The sequence below is a fragment of the Nostoc sp. ChiQUE01b genome (assembly GCF_034531255.1).
Classification (GTDB): domain Bacteria; phylum Cyanobacteriota; class Cyanobacteriia; order Cyanobacteriales; family Nostocaceae; genus Nostoc.
Map to the genome: position 1 here is coordinate 29,310 of NZ_JAVRBM010000070.1, position 17,036 is coordinate 46,345.

General features: G+C 42.0%; 17 protein-coding genes. 14 read left to right on the forward strand and 3 right to left on the reverse strand.

Going from position 1 to position 17,036, the window contains the following annotated elements:
* The first annotated feature begins 118 nt into the window (after positions 1–118).
* From RMY63_RS31550 to RMY63_RS31570, 5 genes are all read left to right on the forward strand, one after another.
* On the forward strand, positions 119–442 hold the full coding sequence (locus RMY63_RS31550) for an RNA-binding protein (protein ID WP_322732470.1): 324 nt from the start codon (positions 119–121) through the stop codon (positions 440–442).
* A 118-nt stretch (positions 443–560) separates the two neighbouring features.
* Positions 561–749: a 30S ribosomal protein S21 gene (gene rpsU, locus RMY63_RS31555; protein ID WP_012407716.1), complete on the forward strand. Its 189-nt coding sequence runs from the start codon at positions 561–563 to the stop codon at positions 747–749.
* A 236-nt stretch (positions 750–985) separates the two neighbouring features.
* Positions 986–2,746, forward strand: coding sequence for a serine/threonine protein kinase (locus RMY63_RS31560; RefSeq protein WP_322732471.1), 1,761 nt, complete (start codon positions 986–988; stop codon positions 2,744–2,746).
* Between the two features lie 394 nt (positions 2,747–3,140).
* A complete protein-coding gene (locus tag RMY63_RS31565; protein ID WP_322732472.1) occupies positions 3,141–3,704 on the forward strand; it encodes a pentapeptide repeat-containing protein in 564 nt (187 codons plus the stop codon).
* Between the two features lie 166 nt (positions 3,705–3,870).
* Entirely contained in the window at positions 3,871–5,055 is a 1,185-nt protein-coding gene (locus tag RMY63_RS31570) for a M20 family metallopeptidase (RefSeq protein WP_322732484.1), read from the forward strand.
* A gap of 81 nt (positions 5,056–5,136) precedes the next feature.
* Here the strand turns inward: RMY63_RS31570 and RMY63_RS31575 are convergent, their stop codons facing one another.
* From RMY63_RS31575 to RMY63_RS31585, 3 genes are all read right to left on the reverse strand, one after another.
* Complete coding sequence (locus RMY63_RS31575) at positions 5,137–6,189, reverse strand: hemerythrin domain-containing protein (protein ID WP_322732473.1); 1,053 nt, start codon at positions 6,187–6,189, stop codon at positions 5,137–5,139.
* Positions 6,190–6,452: 263 nt separating this feature from the next.
* A complete protein-coding gene (locus tag RMY63_RS31580) occupies positions 6,453–7,916 on the reverse strand; it encodes an ABC transporter substrate-binding protein (protein ID WP_322732474.1) in 1,464 nt (487 codons plus the stop codon).
* A gap of 68 nt (positions 7,917–7,984) precedes the next feature.
* Positions 7,985–9,355, reverse strand: a complete 1,371-nt coding sequence (locus tag RMY63_RS31585) for a serine/threonine-protein kinase (protein WP_322732475.1) — start codon at positions 9,353–9,355, stop codon at positions 7,985–7,987.
* 573 nt (positions 9,356–9,928) lie between these two features.
* Here RMY63_RS31585 and typA point away from each other — a divergent pair.
* From typA to RMY63_RS31630, 9 genes are all read left to right on the forward strand, one after another.
* Positions 9,929–11,719, forward strand: coding sequence for a translational GTPase TypA (gene typA / locus RMY63_RS31590; RefSeq protein WP_322732476.1), 1,791 nt, complete (start codon positions 9,929–9,931; stop codon positions 11,717–11,719).
* Positions 11,720–11,848: 129 nt separating this feature from the next.
* Positions 11,849–12,622 (forward strand): DUF6585 family protein, encoded by a 774-nt coding sequence (locus RMY63_RS31595; protein ID WP_322732477.1) that lies wholly within the window; start codon positions 11,849–11,851, stop codon positions 12,620–12,622.
* Between the two features lie 99 nt (positions 12,623–12,721).
* The gene (locus RMY63_RS31600) at positions 12,722–13,018 is read left to right on the forward strand and encodes a DUF4258 domain-containing protein (protein WP_322732478.1); all 297 of its coding nucleotides are present in this window, start codon (positions 12,722–12,724) and stop codon (positions 13,016–13,018) included.
* Positions 13,019–13,022: 4 nt separating this feature from the next.
* The gene (locus RMY63_RS31605) at positions 13,023–13,265 is read left to right on the forward strand and encodes a YgiT-type zinc finger protein (RefSeq protein ID WP_229493312.1); all 243 of its coding nucleotides are present in this window, start codon (positions 13,023–13,025) and stop codon (positions 13,263–13,265) included.
* Positions 13,266–13,678: 413 nt separating this feature from the next.
* Complete coding sequence (locus RMY63_RS31610; RefSeq protein ID WP_322732479.1) at positions 13,679–13,942, forward strand: type II toxin-antitoxin system Phd/YefM family antitoxin; 264 nt, start codon at positions 13,679–13,681, stop codon at positions 13,940–13,942.
* A complete protein-coding gene (locus tag RMY63_RS31615; protein WP_322732480.1) occupies positions 13,914–14,261 on the forward strand; it encodes a type II toxin-antitoxin system RelE family toxin in 348 nt (115 codons plus the stop codon). Before RMY63_RS31610 ends, RMY63_RS31615 begins: the two co-directional genes overlap by 29 nt.
* A 54-nt stretch (positions 14,262–14,315) precedes the next feature.
* On the forward strand, positions 14,316–14,564 hold the full coding sequence (locus tag RMY63_RS31620; RefSeq protein ID WP_322732485.1) for a YgiT-type zinc finger protein: 249 nt from the start codon (positions 14,316–14,318) through the stop codon (positions 14,562–14,564).
* A 168-nt stretch (positions 14,565–14,732) separates the two neighbouring features.
* On the forward strand, positions 14,733–15,035 hold the full coding sequence (locus tag RMY63_RS31625) for a DUF2281 domain-containing protein (RefSeq protein ID WP_322732481.1): 303 nt from the start codon (positions 14,733–14,735) through the stop codon (positions 15,033–15,035).
* Between the two features lie 43 nt (positions 15,036–15,078).
* Complete coding sequence (locus RMY63_RS31630) at positions 15,079–16,911, forward strand: glycoside hydrolase family 15 protein (RefSeq protein WP_322732482.1); 1,833 nt, start codon at positions 15,079–15,081, stop codon at positions 16,909–16,911.
* Positions 16,912–17,036: the final 125 nt, after the last annotated feature.

Here is a 17,036-nt window from a genome sequence, read left to right on the forward strand (position 1 = left end):
TGAGAGTTAATTCAGTGATGTCTTTGGTTTTAGTATTGAAAGGCTTTTTCCTTTTAGTATTTACAGACTTCTGAGAGAAATTAAAATCTCTACACAGTGATGATTTTGGAGATAATCGATGTCAATTTATGTAGGTAACCTCTCTTATGACGTTACACAAGAAGATTTAAGTGGTATTTTTGCAGAATATGGTACTGTAAAGCGCGTTCAAGTACCTACTGATCGTGAAACAGGTCGTCCACGGGGCTTTGCCTTTGTGGAAATGGGAACTGAAGCTGAAGAAACTGCTGCCATTGAAGCTCTCGACGGTGCTGAGTGGATGGGTCGTGACTTGAAAGTGAATAAGGCTAAACCCAAGGAAGACAGAGGTGATAGAGGTTCCTTTGGTGGTGGTAACAGAGGATACGGCGGCGGCGGCGGTGGACGCGGCGGACGCTACTAATCTTGGAAACAAAAAACTTACCAAGAGTCTTAAGGTCAGACAAACAAAAGTCTGTCTTTTTTTTGTAATGTTACCGCCTGCATAGCCATTGATGAAGTCAACTTAGTTAGGAGAAATAATGACCCAAGTAATTGTAGGTGACAATGAACACATTGAGTCAGCCTTACGACGATTTAAACGAGAAGTTTCCAAGGCGGGAATTTTTCCAGACATGAGAAAGCATCGTCATTTTGAAACACCCTTAGAAAAACGCAAGCGCAAAGAAGTTGCCAAGCACAGACAAAGTAAGAGAAGTTTTCGGAATTAAGGGCTGACATACAGCAGAATTCAGGAGTCAGAATTCAGGAGTCAGAATTCAGAAGTAAAACAGGCTTTATATCTTGTTTTGACAGGAATAGTTGTGTACTTCACCTTCTTTGAATTCTGTTGTAAATATAAACGAATGCCCTCATAAAATTTATGAGGGTTTTCCTTTTGTCTATTTTCAAATCAGGAAACCTAAAGAAACGTTAAAATCAAGTCAGCCTTTGTATTGTAGCGGTTGTGTCCCACATCACTCAGAGGGCGGTTCACTGTATAAATCCTGATTGTCAACGTCCTTATCCTCAGCCTTGGGGAAACAAATTTTGCAACAGCTGTGGCGCACCGCTAGAGTTGTTAGACCGCTATGTTCCACTTCAGCCTTTGGGATCGGGAGGATTTGCCCAAATATACACGGTTTGGGATGAAAAAACTCAAACAGAGAAAGTACTGAAAGTATTGGTAGAAGATTCGCCAAAAGCACTGGAATTATTTACCCAAGAGGCAGCAGTTTTATCTAGCTTGCAGCATCCTGGTGTCCCCACAGTCGATGCCGATGGATGTTTTAACGTAAACCTGTTTAATCCTAAACCGCACCAACTGCCTTGTCTGGTAATGGAAAAAATTAATGGGCGGACTTTAGAGGAGATATTAAAAGATTTTCCCCAAGGGTGTCCAGAGAGTTTGGTTTTAAACTGGTTTGCCCAAGCTGTACAAATTTTACAGGAATTACACAAACGTCAGATTCTTCACCGGGATATTAAACCTTCTAATTTAATGCTGGGCACTTCTTCGCCGTCTGTAATGCCTCCTCAAGGACAAACAGAGGGCGATCGCCTGGTGTTAATTGATTTTGGCGGGGCGAAACAATTTAGCGCCTCTAAGCTCCGTTCTCAGTCTAGTTCCACGCGATTATTTTCTTCTGGCTATAGTCCACCAGAACAAGTGACTGGAGGTATTGTTGGGCCAAGTGCCGATTTTTATGCCCTTGGTCGAACGGTGATTGAACTACTAACAGGCAAATACCCGCTAGAGTTGGAAGATCAGCAAACGGGTAAATTACGCTGGCGAACTGCGGTGAATGTCAATCCGCAACTAGCAGATTTGCTAGATGAGATGGTGCAAGAAGATGTGCGATCGCGTCCAGCAAATGCAGCTATAATTCAAAAACGTTTGGCGAAGATTTCTCAACCATTACCGCCACGAAAGTTATTTACCCAACTGCAAGACAAATTTAAGCAAGCCTCAACGCAAGTTTCCCAGAGATTTACACTCATAACACAAGCTATCGAACAAGTTTTAGCTAACTTTAGCCAAGCTGTTACCAAAACCGTTATTTTTATCGCTCAGACAATCATCAAAATTTTCCGAGCTTGTTTGGCGACAATTTGGGCGATGATCCTGAGTAGTATCGGCGCTGGTTTTGGTGCGATCGCTGGTTTTATTTTGGCCTATCGCACCAGCTTGGGGCGTCAGGTTGTGGAATTTATTGGAAGTCAGCTCAACCAATTAGTGCCAAATACTCAACCCGTCTTCGGGGCAGATATTTTGGTATTCGTCGCCGCAGGCTGGGGAACCGCATGGGGGCTGACAGTATCCGGGTGTTTTGGTCAACGGCGGCGGTTTTTAGTGGCTTCCCTGATGGGCATGATTAGCTATGGCTTCGGCTGGTTGATTTTGCAATTAATCACCCCAAAAGATAGCGGCGAGGGCTTAGTGGCAGTGATTTTAGTGGCAGTTTGCCTACTCACCCTGAGTTTAGGACTTCGCAGCCATCATGTAGTGTACGCGGTGTTCGCAGCCTTTGGCAGTGCGATCGCCTATGCAGTTTTAATTCTTTTAAAGTTAGCACCTCCAATTTTCCAATTTACCAGTCAACCAGCTTGGTCAGAGTTATACTTGCCTCTGACTTTTTTTAGCTCTGTAGGCTTCTTTACCAGCTTCTGGTTAGGAGTGAGTTATTACCTAATTGTCCCTGGACTGCGCCTTTTAGGATGGCGATAAAGAAGGCAGGGGGGCAGGGGGCAGGGGAGCAGGGGAGAAGTTGAGTAAGTCTTTCCCCTCTGCCCCTGTGCACCTCTGCCTCTTGTACCCAATCCCCAATCCCCAATCCCCAATCCCCAATCCCCAATGCCTAAAAACAAGATCCCCCTAGTCGTTTTATCGAGCTAGGGGGATCACATATTTGGTAGTCTATAATTGGTTCGGTATAGTTCCTTACGATTTGATTCTATAGCCTATATTTGTGTTTGAGTAGTCTTGCTATTATAATTTATAGTATTTTTACAGCTTCTTAATCAATGCTTCATCCCTGTACTTCCTTAGAGAAGCGGTATATGTAAGGATGACAGTACGTGATGTTCGTAACTTGTCATTTTTGTAAATATCAGTAAAAAATATGAAACTTAAGATTGTTGCCACCGTCTCTCTGTTAGCTTGTTTAGGGTTTGCAGAGCAGGCTCTTGCATTAAATCAGCTAGACTTGGATCAGTTAAAGGCAACAAGTGCCTGTCCTCGGTGTAATTTGAGTGGCGCTGACCTAACTAAGCTGAATCTAACTGGAGCAAATTTGCGAGGGGCTGACTTGAGCGGCGCTACATTATCTCAAGCTAATCTCACGAATGCCGATCTCACCGGTGCAAATTTAGAAGGTGCGATTCTGAATTCGGTGAATCTCAGTGGCGCTTCTTTAACAGGAGCAAATTTAAAATCAGCATCCCTGGAAAACGCCGATTTATCTTTTGCCGGCTTTATCAGTGCCAATTTAGAAGCAGCAAACTTAAAAGATGCCAAATTGCAATTTACTAATTTTCGGGGGGCTAACTACCGACTAACAACTTTAAATAATGGTGTTGTCACCTCCGACAAATCTTATGGCTGGTCGTTAGAGCGTCCAAATTCCAGAGAATGTAACGAGTACAAACCCGAAAATACTTTAGCCACAACCTGCTACTCAAAATAAACTGGGGTATTGGGTATGGGGCATGGGGCATGGGGCATTGGGCATTTGTGCTATAGAGGTCAGGAGTGTGCGGCTTGCAGAAATCAACTATCCTTGTATAGCAAAAGCATTTTGTTTGTTAACAGTTCTTTATCATGGGAAAAAAGCCTATAGATTAATTGAATCGATGCTTACCCATATAAAAGACTTAGCAGCAAAACTAGCGCCCCGCTTAATTGAAATTCGCCGCCACATCCACTCTCACCCAGAACTCAGTGGTCAGGAGTACCAAACAGCAGCTTTCGTAGCTGGTGTTTTGTCTTCCAGTGGGCTGCACGTACAAGAGGGAGTTGGCAAAACGGGTGTCATTGGAGAACTTCAAGGCACTGGCCAAAATGACCGTTTATTGGCAATTCGCACTGATATGGATGCCTTGCCAATTCAAGAGGGCACAAATTTGGAATATGCCTCTCGTGCAGAGGGCATTATGCACGCTTGTGGTCATGATGTCCATACCACCGTGGGATTAGGAACAGCGATGGTGCTGTCTCAAGTGGCAGAGGAGTTGGGTGGGAAAGTGCGGTTTTTATTTCAGCCCGCCGAGGAAATTGCTCAAGGTGCAAACTGGATGGTGAAAGATGGGGCGATGGAAAACGTCTCGGCTGTATTAGGGGTTCATGTTTTCCCTTCTATACCCGCAGGATCTATTGGTGTGCGTTACGGAGCATTGACAGCCGCCTCTGATAATTTAGAGATTCTGATTATGGGAGAATCTGGGCACGGGGCGCGTCCCCATGAGGCGATTGATGCGATTTGGATTGCTTGCCAAGTGATTACTGCATTGCAACAAGCTATCAGCCGGACACAAAATGCCTTGCGTCCTGTAGTATTGAGCATCGGGAAAATTAATGGTGGCAAAGCGCCGAATGTAATTGCGGATAAAGTGCAGTTATTTGGAACCGTGCGATCGCTCCATCCCGAAACCCGTGCCCATCTCCCAAACTGGATTGAAAACATTGTAGCTAATGTTTGCCATACCTACGGAGCAAAGTATCAAGTCAATTATCACCAAGGTGTACCCAGTGTCCAAAATGATTACACCTTGACGCAATTGTTACAATCAGCCGCAGAGGAAGCTTGGAGTAGCGATCGCGTTCAAGTCTTACCCGAACCTTCCCTTGGTGCTGAAGATTTTTCTATGTATTTGGAACACGCCCCCGGTTCCATGTTTCGCTTGGGTGTCGGCTATAAAGAAAGAATCATTAACCACCCATTACACCATCCCCAATTTGAAGTCGATGAATCTGCCATTATTACCGGAGTTGTAACTATGGCATACACAGCTTATAAATATTGTCAACAAAATTTGTAAACAAAAACTCCCAGCACATCAACGCTGGGAGTTTTTGTTTAACTAACTTTTTTTAGCGGATATAGAAAGCTCAAAAGCATTCTACACATTGGATTCGCTAACAACACCCAATTTCTCTTGAATTCGGGTCTTAGCGGCTTTGAATTCAGTAGCCCATTGCTCAGTTTGCTCAGTGCTTAAGTTATTGCGAATAGCTGTGAATAGTGTGCTTTCTTCTTGACGAATATGATCGCCAAGTTCATCCAATAGCTGTTTAGCTTTCTCTTTGAATTGAGGTGAAGATGGGCTAATAGCCTTAATTTCCTCTAATGCTTGCTTCGCATGAGCTTGCTCGTCAAACAATTCTTGGGTATTATCTTGACCGTAGAAAGCACGTACTCTTGGATAAACTACTTCCTCTTCAGCTTCAGCGTGGGCAGTTAAATCCTTGTAAATTTGACCGAAGTACTCTTGGATCTTTTGTGGATCGTTGCTTTGCAGTAGTTCGGTGAACAGGGTATTTACCTTGTTGTGATCGAGGCGGATAACGTCTTGGATATTTAGATCCTTTTTGTCGCTGTTTTGGGTGACAGCGCTACCTACTACACCACTGACTGCGGCCACAGCGTCTTGAACACGTGCCCAAATTCCTTGATCTGCATCTTGTCCAGTGAGTTCGCGGACACCCAGAACCTCCAGAATGCCTTTAAGTTGCTCTTGGTGAGCGCGGTTCTCAAAGTTAATGGTATTCAAAGGCCCGATCGCTAGCAAAACGTCAGCACCTACTTTTTGAGCAGCCTTGTGAACTATCAAGCCACTTGTTACTAGTTGATGTTTCAGCAGCTCATGCTGAGATACTTTTTCATACAGGCTCAACTCAGAACCTTTGAACAATTCGCGAGCTTTTTCAATGAATTCTGTTACATTTTTTTTGGGTTCAGCCTGAATGCCATACTGACCAATTACAGTTTCTAAAATGCCAAGATTTTTTTCGTCATCATTGATGAAATTTCGGATGCGATCGGCAATTTCGGCATCAAGCCCTTGCGTCAAAAGCAATTGTTCATTTTCGATGACTAACTGTTGCAGTGCCTTAATACTTGCAAGTTTTACAGCAATAGCGTTGCGTTTGGTATCATCTAATGTAGCTACCATCTGTGTTCTCCGTCGGCAAAGTGTTCGTAATTCTTACTGATATAACCTTGACACAGAGGTTAGGAAGATTCCATCTTTCTTTTGAGCGATCGCTCTCACAACTCTGGGTAGATAAACAAAACTTTTCGTTAGAGAAAAATTGAAGCGATCGCTTCAATTTTAGTTGCAATCAAATCAAGCAGTTTAGGATGACATTCAAATTGAATAGATTACCTATTTAAAAGCAACCTATATCTTGAGAATGAAAATTAACATCAAAAAAACTACTTCTTATTCAAGAGGGCAAAATCGTAACCAGTTCCACTAGAACAAGACTCACAACGCTCGATTTTGACAAGTAAAGCTTCTCCTTGACGCTCCCCGGAAGGCGAAAACTGAATCATTCCGGTTGCTCCAGATGTTGAAAAATTTGGATTAGATAATACCCTTTGTAATCCTTCGCGGGTACTGTCTTGTTTTAAGCCAGCAATAATTGCTTGGAGCGCATCATAAGCTCCCGCCGTTCTCTGATTTACTTGGGCATTCCAAAGCTGAAAGGCATTTTTTGCAAAGGGGTTATCTTTATTAGCATTACGATGCCAATACACAGGTAAAACCATTCCTTCGAGATCCTTGCCATTTTGTAAAGTTGTAGCACTGTACATAGTTTCAGAAGCAAACAGTGGTTTTCTACCTTTAACCTCTTGTGCTACCTTGGTGGCAAAGTATATATTTCTGATTGAAGGCATTAGTAAAAAGCCACTTGCATTTTCTGTTTCTATGGCTTTATCCACAAAAGCTTTAGGGTCAAAATTCTTATCTGCTAAATTGCAAGGCGTAGTAATAACGTTGCTGCCATAATTTTTGATAGCTTGAGTGTACTGTTCTACAAGTATCTGATTTGATGAAGAAGTTGAATTATCTCTTGAACTACGAACATCGCCACAAATAGCAACATTTCTTGCTTGTCGAGCAATGTAGCGAGAATGAGTATCTACTAAATTAGTATATAAAGGATTTACATGAAACAAATAGTTACTTCTAGAACTATTAGACTGACTATTTACTGTATTATTATCTAATTTTGCTGGATTTTCTGCTTGATTTGGTAGCTCGACGGGCAAGACTAAAACCAAACCTTTCTCTTTATAAATTTCTGCTTTACGTCTAACACCCACGGCAGCTACAAGGCTTTTATCTTGAACTAATTCATTATCTAGCCGTGCAGAATCTTCTCTATTATCAGCACTTGCAATTACAATTTGCAATTTTTTACCATTAATTCCTCCTTGGTTATTAACTTCATTTTGAGCTTGAGCTACACCGCGTAAAATCTCTTCTGCTAAACTAGGATCAAAGTTAATTGGTGCGACGATCGCAACTTTTAAAGCTTCCGAATTATCTCTTGCTATTTTGGCATTATTTAAATAAATTAAAGTTTCTGGGTCATTGGGATTATTTTTCAAAGAATCAGTAAATTTTTTAACGGCAGTACCGAAATCTTTCTCAGCAAAGGCTTTAACTCCATCTGTTTTTTCCGGGGATGTTTGCACTTTCACCAAAATCCTTGTACCCAAATTCATTAGTGACGGCTTATTTGTCAATGAAGATGAAGTTTGTGTGGGGTTTGATGGTGTTGTTACGATAGTAGAAGAAACTTTGCTAATTAACCATAAAATAGCTGCTACCATTACCCCAGCCAGACCAAGAGAAATAAGCAGTCTCAAGTTTTCTTTCTTATTTGTCATGAATAATTACCAAAATTTTACAAAATTTATCTGAAAGAGATTTATAACGATTGAGCAAAACAAAAAAGTTAAAAATATTTAGCAATAATTTTATTGATTATTTCAGATGCACCTAAAATAATAACTGTCAATAAACCTGCCAAAATAACTAGTAGTCCTACAAGTAATAGTCCATTAAAACCAGCTTTGAGAAGATTATTAGTTAGAAGATTTCTGAAAATCAAGACAACGAGTAAGTTGGCGATGATAGCAATAACAATTAAATAAGCTTTTTCTAGAAGTGGGCGCGATTGAATAAAGACTAATCCTCCTAAAATTAGCAACCACAATCCAGAGCTAATCCAAGTAGTTCCGAGGAAACTTATCAGTGCGATCGCTAAAAATGAACTACCCGATCCAGCTATTATTACTCCAGACAATAATCTCCTGTTAGAGAATTGCGGTAGATATCGAGTTGACTGATGTTGATTTTGTGGTTGCACTCTTGATGGCAGAGTAGGTGGAATAACTGTAGGAGTTAATGTAGACTTTAGGGGTGGCAACTTACTCAAGTCTTGTAAGACAGCCTGTGCAGATTGATAACGCTGTTGGTGATTTTCTTGTAGTGACTTATTAAGAATTACCTCTAATTCTTGACTTATGGGTTGCCTTAAATACTGCCGCCAATTAGAAGTCCAACCATAGCCTTGTTTCATCCACAAACTCGAAGGAGAAATATTGGTCAGCAGTTGAAAGCAAGTTATTCCTAAACTGTAAATATCACTAGACAGAAAAACTTTACCCGTTTGCATTTGCTCAATCGGTGCATAACCTAATGAACCAATAATTGTCCCTATCGTAGTGTTTGTAGGTTCCGTCTTTTGCTTTGCTACCCCAAAATCAATTAGTACTAATTTTCCATCATTTTGACGGCGAATAATATTTTCTGGTTTAATATCTCGATGAATTACTTGCTGTTTATGTATATCTACCAGCACAGATAATAAATCACTTAAAAAATCTCGAATTTTGGCTTCATCAAAAACTCCTTGTTGTTTTAACTCTTGTAACAGATTTTGCCCTTCGATAAACTGCTGCACTAAATACAAATACTCAGCTTCCTTAAAATATGCATACAAATTAGGAATTTGGACATGTTCTCCTAGTTCTTTAAGACGTTTGGCTTCTCGTTCAAACAACTCAGTCGCTTTTTTATGTGCCTGACTACCCTGACTGGCATAAAATTGACTTAGAACCAGCTGTTTAACAACACATCGTTCATTGAGCTTATCTATATCTTCTGCAATATATGTGCGTGAAAAACCTCCTCTCCCTAATGGTGTGATGATTCGGTAACGATTTCTCAATAGCGATACCAACTCTGTGCCACAACTGAGGCAGAAATTTGCCCCGTCAGGATTTTTGGGATTCTCGCAATTAGGATTTAGGCAGCAGACCATATAATTATCGCTGTCATTTTATTAGTTTTTAGAATATACCTTAAATTTCCTAGAGCCGTTACATTGTAAAGTCTCTACACAGATAATGACGATCGCTTCTTGCTGTTCTAAACAATTGACCTAGCTCTACGTTGAATATTTGTGTAGAGATACCCACCCCATTCTAGTCAAAAAAAACCAGGCTTGGCGATCGCTTGTCTATCGATCCCAAACACGAAATAACCTGACTTTTAGCAGCCAGCAACTTCATCTCTATTCGCCAAAGATCGCACTTTTCACCAAAGCATTTCAATGACTAAATTCCTCTATGCGAATCAACCGCAATTCTCAAAAGCAATACTGCCCTTCAGATAACACCTGTTTGCCACAGACAGCTTTTTTTATCCCACCAACGCCGTAATTACCACACATCTCCATTGTGGGGTTTACAAAACTCACTGCAATTGTGACGATTACGCTAGAATTATTAAAGGTTCTTTACAGAATTTGCCGATCATCCCGAATTCTGTTAAAACAGCCTAGCATTCAAATGTAAATCTTATAAACACCCTCTAGAGTTCACCAAAAGCTTCTATGACGCTCCCAATTCGCAACGTCGCCATTATCGCCCACGTTGACCACGGCAAAACCACGCTGGTTGACGCACTCCTCAAACAATCCGGCATTTTCCGCGAAGGCGAAGACGTTCCGGATTGCGTTATGGACTCCAACGCCCTAGAACGGGAACGGGGTATTACTATCCTGTCCAAAAATACGGCGGTTCGCTACAAAGAAACATTAATTAATATTGTTGATACTCCGGGACACGCTGACTTTGGTGGCGAAGTTGAACGGGTACTCGGCATGGTTGACGGATGTCTTCTGATTGTCGATGCCAATGAAGGCCCCATGCCCCAAACACGCTTTGTTCTGAAAAAAGCTTTGGAAAAAGGGCTGCGCCCCATCGTTGTCATCAACAAAATCGATCGTGGACAAGCTGATCCCCACGTTGCTGTTGATAAAGTCTTGGATCTGTTCTTGGAATTAGGGGCAGATGAAGATCAGTGTGATTTTCCTTATCTGTTTGCCTCCGGGATGGGAGGTTTTGCTAAGGAAACCTTGGAAGCAGAATCGGTAGACATGCAACCTTTGTTTAACGCAATTCTGAAACACGTTCCACCACCAGTAGGTGACAGCAATAAGCCTCTGCAATTGCAAGTCACAACCCTAGATTATTCTGAATATCTGGGACGGATTGTAATTGGCAGAATTCACAACGGCACTATCCGTGCTGGACAACAAGCAGCTTTAATTACAGAAAACGGCACAATTGTCAAGTCAAAAATCAGTAAGTTGATGGGCTTTGAAGGGTTGAAACGGGTAGACCTGGAAGAAGCCACCGCAGGTTATATTGTGGCGGTGGCTGGTTTCGCTGATGCTTACATTGGGGAAACGATTACTGACCCCAATGAACCTCAAGCTTTACCACTAATTAAAGTGGATGAACCAACTTTGCAAATGACCTTCTGGGTGAATGATTCGCCCTTTGCAGGTCAAGAAGGTAAGTTGGTGACATCAAGACAAGTGCGCGATCGCCTCTTCCGCGAACTTGAAACCAACGTGGCTTTACGCGTTGAAGAAACCGATTCTCCCGATAAATTCCTCGTTTCCGGTCGTGGAGAACTCCATCTGGGTATTTTAATTGAAACCATGCGCCGGGAAGGCTTCGAGTTTCAGGTATCTCAGCCACAGGTAATTTACCGCGAAGTCAACGGTCAACCTTGCGAACCTTACGAACTCTTGGTATTAGACATTCCTGTTGATGCTGTGGGTAGCTGTATTGAGCGCCTGGGACAACGCAAAGGCGAAATGCAAGATATGCAACCAAGTAGTGGCGATCGCACCCAACTAGAGTTTGTCATACCCGCCCGTGGTTTGATTGGTTTCCGGGGTGAATTCATGCGGATGACTCGTGGAGAAGGCATCATGAACCACAGCTTTTTAGACTACCGTCAACTGAGTGGTGACATTGAAGCCCGTAACAAAGGCGTTTTAATCTCCTTTGAAGAAGGCGTTTCTACCTTCTACGCCATGAGAAACGCTGAAGATAGAGGAGCATTCTTTATTGTTCCCGGTACAAAGGTTTACAGAGGTATGATTGTAGGCGAACACAATCGTCCGCAAGATTTGGAATTGAATATCTGTAAGACCAAGCAGTTGACAAACCACCGCGCTGCTGGTGGTGATGAACTAGTGCAATTGCAAGCACCAATAGACATGAGCCTAGAGCGTGCTTTGGAATACATCGGCCCCGATGAATTGGTGGAAGTTACACCCCAATCTATTCGTCTACGGAAGATGTCGAAGAAGTTGGCAAAACGGTAAGTAAAGCAGTAATTTAATTTAGAAAGCCCGCACGAGCGGGCTTTTTTTGTTTACTAGGTGTGTAACAATCATTTTTAAAATGGGTATAACAATAAATACAAGTCTAATAATATTTTACGTATATTATACATGAGCCAGAGTAAGCAGCACTTAAATCATCCTATATTAGGAAAGTTGGTCAAAGAATTTAGACCAAAAATTTCTAGAAAACTTATAACGACTATTAATATTACCTTAGTTTTTATTTACTTTGGTTTTGTATTCGGTGTCTTTCCATTATTTATAGTTGGGTTGCAGCAAGGAAGTTTCAGCCTCATTTTAGTATTAGGATGTCTTATAGTTTCTGGTGTTTTGGCATATAGAATTGTAAATATATTAAAAGACCGTTTATTCATATATGACAAGGGATTAGTGTATCAGTCCAGCAATAAAACAAGAGTTATAAATTTTAGTGATATTATGGCACTGTGGCAGTATAGTGCTAGATATTATCTATACTTTATAATTCCTAATGGTAGAACAACTTATGAGTATACTATTGAAACTAAAGATGGTAAAAAAATAGTTATTGATGAAATAATTGCTAACGAAGAATTAGGTAAATATTTAAATTATGAACTTTTTAAACACCTGATGCCTAGCCTAAAGTTTAATTATGCTTTAGGAAAAGAGGTTGTTTTTGGAGAAATAACAATTAGCAAAAAGGGAATTAAAGTTAAAAATGCTACTCTACCTTGGTTAGACATTAAAAGTATAGATATTTCAGCAGGAAAACTTTACATTAAGAAAAAAAATAGCGGTTGGCTGGACAAGAATTGGTATGTTACGGAAGTATCGACAATCTACAATTTATATATTTTTATAGAAATGACCAATGCAATTCTTAACAGTGGAATCCCTTAATCTTTATTATCAAATTGATTTAGTTTATCTCTTAACCAAGGTATAATTTTTTGTACTTAAGACTTGGTATCATTAGCTGAATGTTATCTGAACAAACAAGTGCCTCGCAGTGATATTGACCGCATAAGAGAAAAGATTAGACTCCGCCAATACGATATGTCAGCCTATGCAATGGAAGAAATGGCTGAGGATATGCTGACGATTTTAGATGTGGAAGAGGCAGTTCTGAGAGGTCAAGTCATCCGAGTTGAAAAAGATGACCCAAGAGGAACAAAATATATAGTAGTAGGAACTGCATTAGCTCAAGAAACGCCTGTTGGGATTGTTGGGCGTTTCGCAAGCAACGGACGTTATTTGATTATCACTGTTTATGAAGTCACTGAAGCTCAAGGCTAGCCTTATGTATGGATATAGATGCGAGTATTGCGAAGGAACTGTTCAACCTCGAATTGTAAAGCGCGAGGCATTCAAACATAGAGATGGATTTGTCATTCTCGAAGATGTGACGATTGGTGTTTGTGATACCTGTGGCAATCGGTACTATTCTGCCGATATCCTTCATGCGGTTCATGCTGTTGCAACTGGAGCAAAACCCCCTGAAAGAACCGAACAAATTCCGGTCACTCATCTAGAATCAGCATAATCAACGCCGCGTAACGTTAGCTGCTCAAGTTGTTGGTAAAGACAGATCGCTAGCCAGCAGGCATTCTTACAGAAAGCGATGTCTACGACGGGCTACGCCTACGCCCTTGCCGTGCATTTAGTCAAATCCTTGAGTAAAAATGAAGAGGACTGAAAAAGGATTATTCCTATGACTATTCGTGAAACTGCGATCGCAAAATTGCAGCAACTTTCTGAACCACTCCTGCAAGAAGTGACCGATTTCATTGATTTTGTTATCCACAAACATCAAGTTAAAATTAAAGTAAATAATTATCATCTAATAATTGTGAAAGAGTGTAAGGACATTTTTATAGAGAATCGGACTGGGTTTAAGTTGGTTTTTCAAAGAAGTGATATAATGATAGTTAATTACTATTATTTATCAACGAAAATATGCTAAGATACCTAACAATTACAGAAGCACAAGAGCAACTTCTAGATTTACCAGACGATTTAAAAGAAGATCCAATAATTATTACCAAACATGGTAAACCAGTAATAGCTGCAATTAGTTTTGAGAAATACGAATCTTTACTAGAAACTCTGGCAATTTTATCTGATAAAGAATTTACCCAAGAATTACAAGAAAGTATAGCTCAAGGAGAGAGGGGAGAAACTATTAGTTGGAATGATGCCAAACTCAAACTCGGACTCTGACATACCACAGTCTGATAATATTGAATTTGAAATTCAGTTAACACCTCTAGCATTAGAGATGTTAGAAAATATTAAAGATAAACGTCACCAAAAAGTTTTAAGTTTACGTATTGATAAGTTAAAAACAGATCCAGAAAAACAGGGAAAACCTTTAACTGGACAGCTTATCAATTATCGTAGTGTTAGGGCTGTTGGTCAGCGCTATCGTATACTTTATAAAGTAGAAATTGATCAAGTGGTAGTATTAGTTGTTGGTGTAGGCTTACGAAAAGAAGGTGATAAAGGGGATATTTATAATCTATTGCAGAAATTAATATAAAAATTTATCTGATTATCACTGTTTGTGAAGTCACTGAAGCTCAAGGGTAGCCGTATGTATGGATATGGATATAGATGTGAGTATTGCCAAGGAACTGTTCAACCTCGAATTGTAAAGCGCGAGGTATTTAAACATAGAGATGGATTTGTCATCCTCGAAGATGTAACGATAGGTGTTTGTGATACCTGTGGCAATCGATACTATTCTGTCGATATTCTTCATGCGGTTCATGCTATTGCAACTGGAGCAAAACCCCCTGAAAGAACCGAACAAATTCCGGTCACTCATCTAGAATCAGCATAATCAACGCCGCGTAACGTTAGCTGCTCAAGTTGTTGGTAAAGACAGATCGCTAGCCAGCAGGCATTCTTACAGAAAGCGATGTCTACGACGGGCTACGCCTACGCCCTTGCCGTGCATTTAGTCAAATCCTTGAGTAAAAATGAAGAGGACTGAAAAAGGATTATTCTCATGACTATTCGTGAAACTACCATTGCAAAATTGCAGCAACTTTCCGAACCACTCTTGCAAGAAGTGACCGACTTCATTGATTTTGTTATCCACAAACATCAAGTTAAAATTGCTGAGAGTCAGCCTGATGAAACGCTTGTGGGAAAATGGTCACAATGGTTTGAGGCTGTGGATTGCCTAGATGTATCTCCATTTGAACCAGTCAGCAACTATCAGCAACTCCTACTCAACAAGTATCGGCAACAAGGGATAGTCTGCAATTGTTTACGTAATTCTTGTCGGGGTTTAGTCATAAAGGGGTAAGCTTTGGGGCGTGCTGTTGAAGAGAGTAATATTAAATCACAACATGGACTATCAACAGATCGGTAACTACGGCATTATTGGCAATATGCATACCACCGCATTAGTGGGGTTAAATGGCTCGATCGATTGGTTCTGCTTTCCCCGGCACGATTCACCCAGCCTCTTTGCTTCTCTACTGGATCGGAATAAAGGAGGACATTTCCAGATTTATCCGCTGACTAAGGTGACGACGCATAAGCAGATGTATTGGCTGCAAACGAACATTCTGGTGACTCGCTTTTTGTCGCCCTGTGGAGTCAGCGAGGTGATTGACTTCATGCCTGTTGGCTTGAGTGAGGACGATCGCGGCTACCGTTGGTTAGTCCGACGGGTGAGAATGGTTCGCTGTTCTATGGCGTTTGAGATGGAATGCTACCCGGCATTTAACTATGCCCGCGATCGCCACAAAACGACTGTCACTTCAGATGGAGCGATCTTTGAGTCACCCGACTTACGGTTAACCCTCGTAACCGATGTCCCCCTAGAGCAGAACGATCGCGGTGTATTTGCCAAGTTCACGCTCGACGAAGGTGAAGAAGCTACCTTTGTTTTGCGAGAACTCGAAAAAGCAGCCGACTGTGGCGCACCCGTTGACCCAAAAGAGGCGCACAATCTATTTGTACACACCGTTAAATACTGGCAGCGCTGGCTGTCACAGTGCAACTATAAAGGGCGTTGGCGCGAAATGGTGGAGCGATCAGCACTGGTGCTGAAGTTGCTAACCTATGAACCTACCGGGGCGATCGTTGCCGCTCCCACATGCAGTTTGCCCGAAACTCTGGGTGGCACACGCAACTGGGACTATCGCTACACTTGGATTCGGGATGCTGCTTTTACGCTGTATGGTCTGCTGAGAATTGGGTTTACCGCTGAAGCGGCGCAGTTTATGGATTGGCTCGAAGCCCGCTGCCAGGAGCTAAAGCCGGATACGCCGCTGCAAATCGTCTACGGCATTGACGGACGGCATGACCTCAAAGAAGAAATATTGGAGCATCTGGCGGGCTACAAAGACTCAGCGCCTGTGCGAATTGGCAATGGTGCCTACACTCAGCTACAGCTCGACATTTACGGTGAGTTGATGGATGCAGTCTATCTTTTCAACAAATATGGCTCTCCCATATCTTACGATCTGTGGACATATTTGCGCCATTTGATCAATTGGGTGTGTGACAACTGGCAGCGTCAGGATGAAGGGATCTGGGAGGTACGCGGCGGACGCAAACAATTTGTCTATTCCAAACTGATGTGTTGGGTCGCCATTGATCGCGGCTTGCGTCTGGCAGACAAGCGATCGTTCCCGGCAGATCGCCAGCGCTGGCTGCGAGTCCGGGATCAGATATACGAAGAGATCCTTAGCAAGGGGTGGAGTGAAGACCGGCAGGCTTTTATCCAGTTCTATGGCAGCAATTCTCTGGATGCCAGTAGCTTGATGATGCCCCTGGTGCTGTTTATGGCACCCAATGATCCGCGGATGCTGAAAACGCTTGATGCCATCAATCGCTCGCCCGAAGCCGGGGGATTGGTGTCGAACAGCCTGGTCTATCGCTATAACGTCGCGGATGCCATTGATGGTTTAACAGGGGATGAAGGCACGTTTAATCTCTGCACCTTCTGGCTGGTGGAAGCATTGACTCGCGCTGGACGGATTGATCCGGCTCGCTTGATCGAAGCACGACTGAAGTTTGAAGAGATGCTCAGTTATGCGACTCATCTGGGGTTATACGCCGAAGAGATAGGTGCCAGCGGTGAGGCGATGGGAAACTTTCCGCAAGCGTTTACCCATCTGGCACTGATTAGCGCTGCATGGAATTTGAATAGGGTTCTTGAAACTTCCTGAAATCAACATAGTGTTGTGTGTAGTAGGAAGTGTCTCTTGTGTCTCTTTGTTTACTTAGGTTTGGCTGAAATTATAGCAACCGCCAGGTTGGTTAGGACACTAAGCTCAGGACATACTCCATCGCC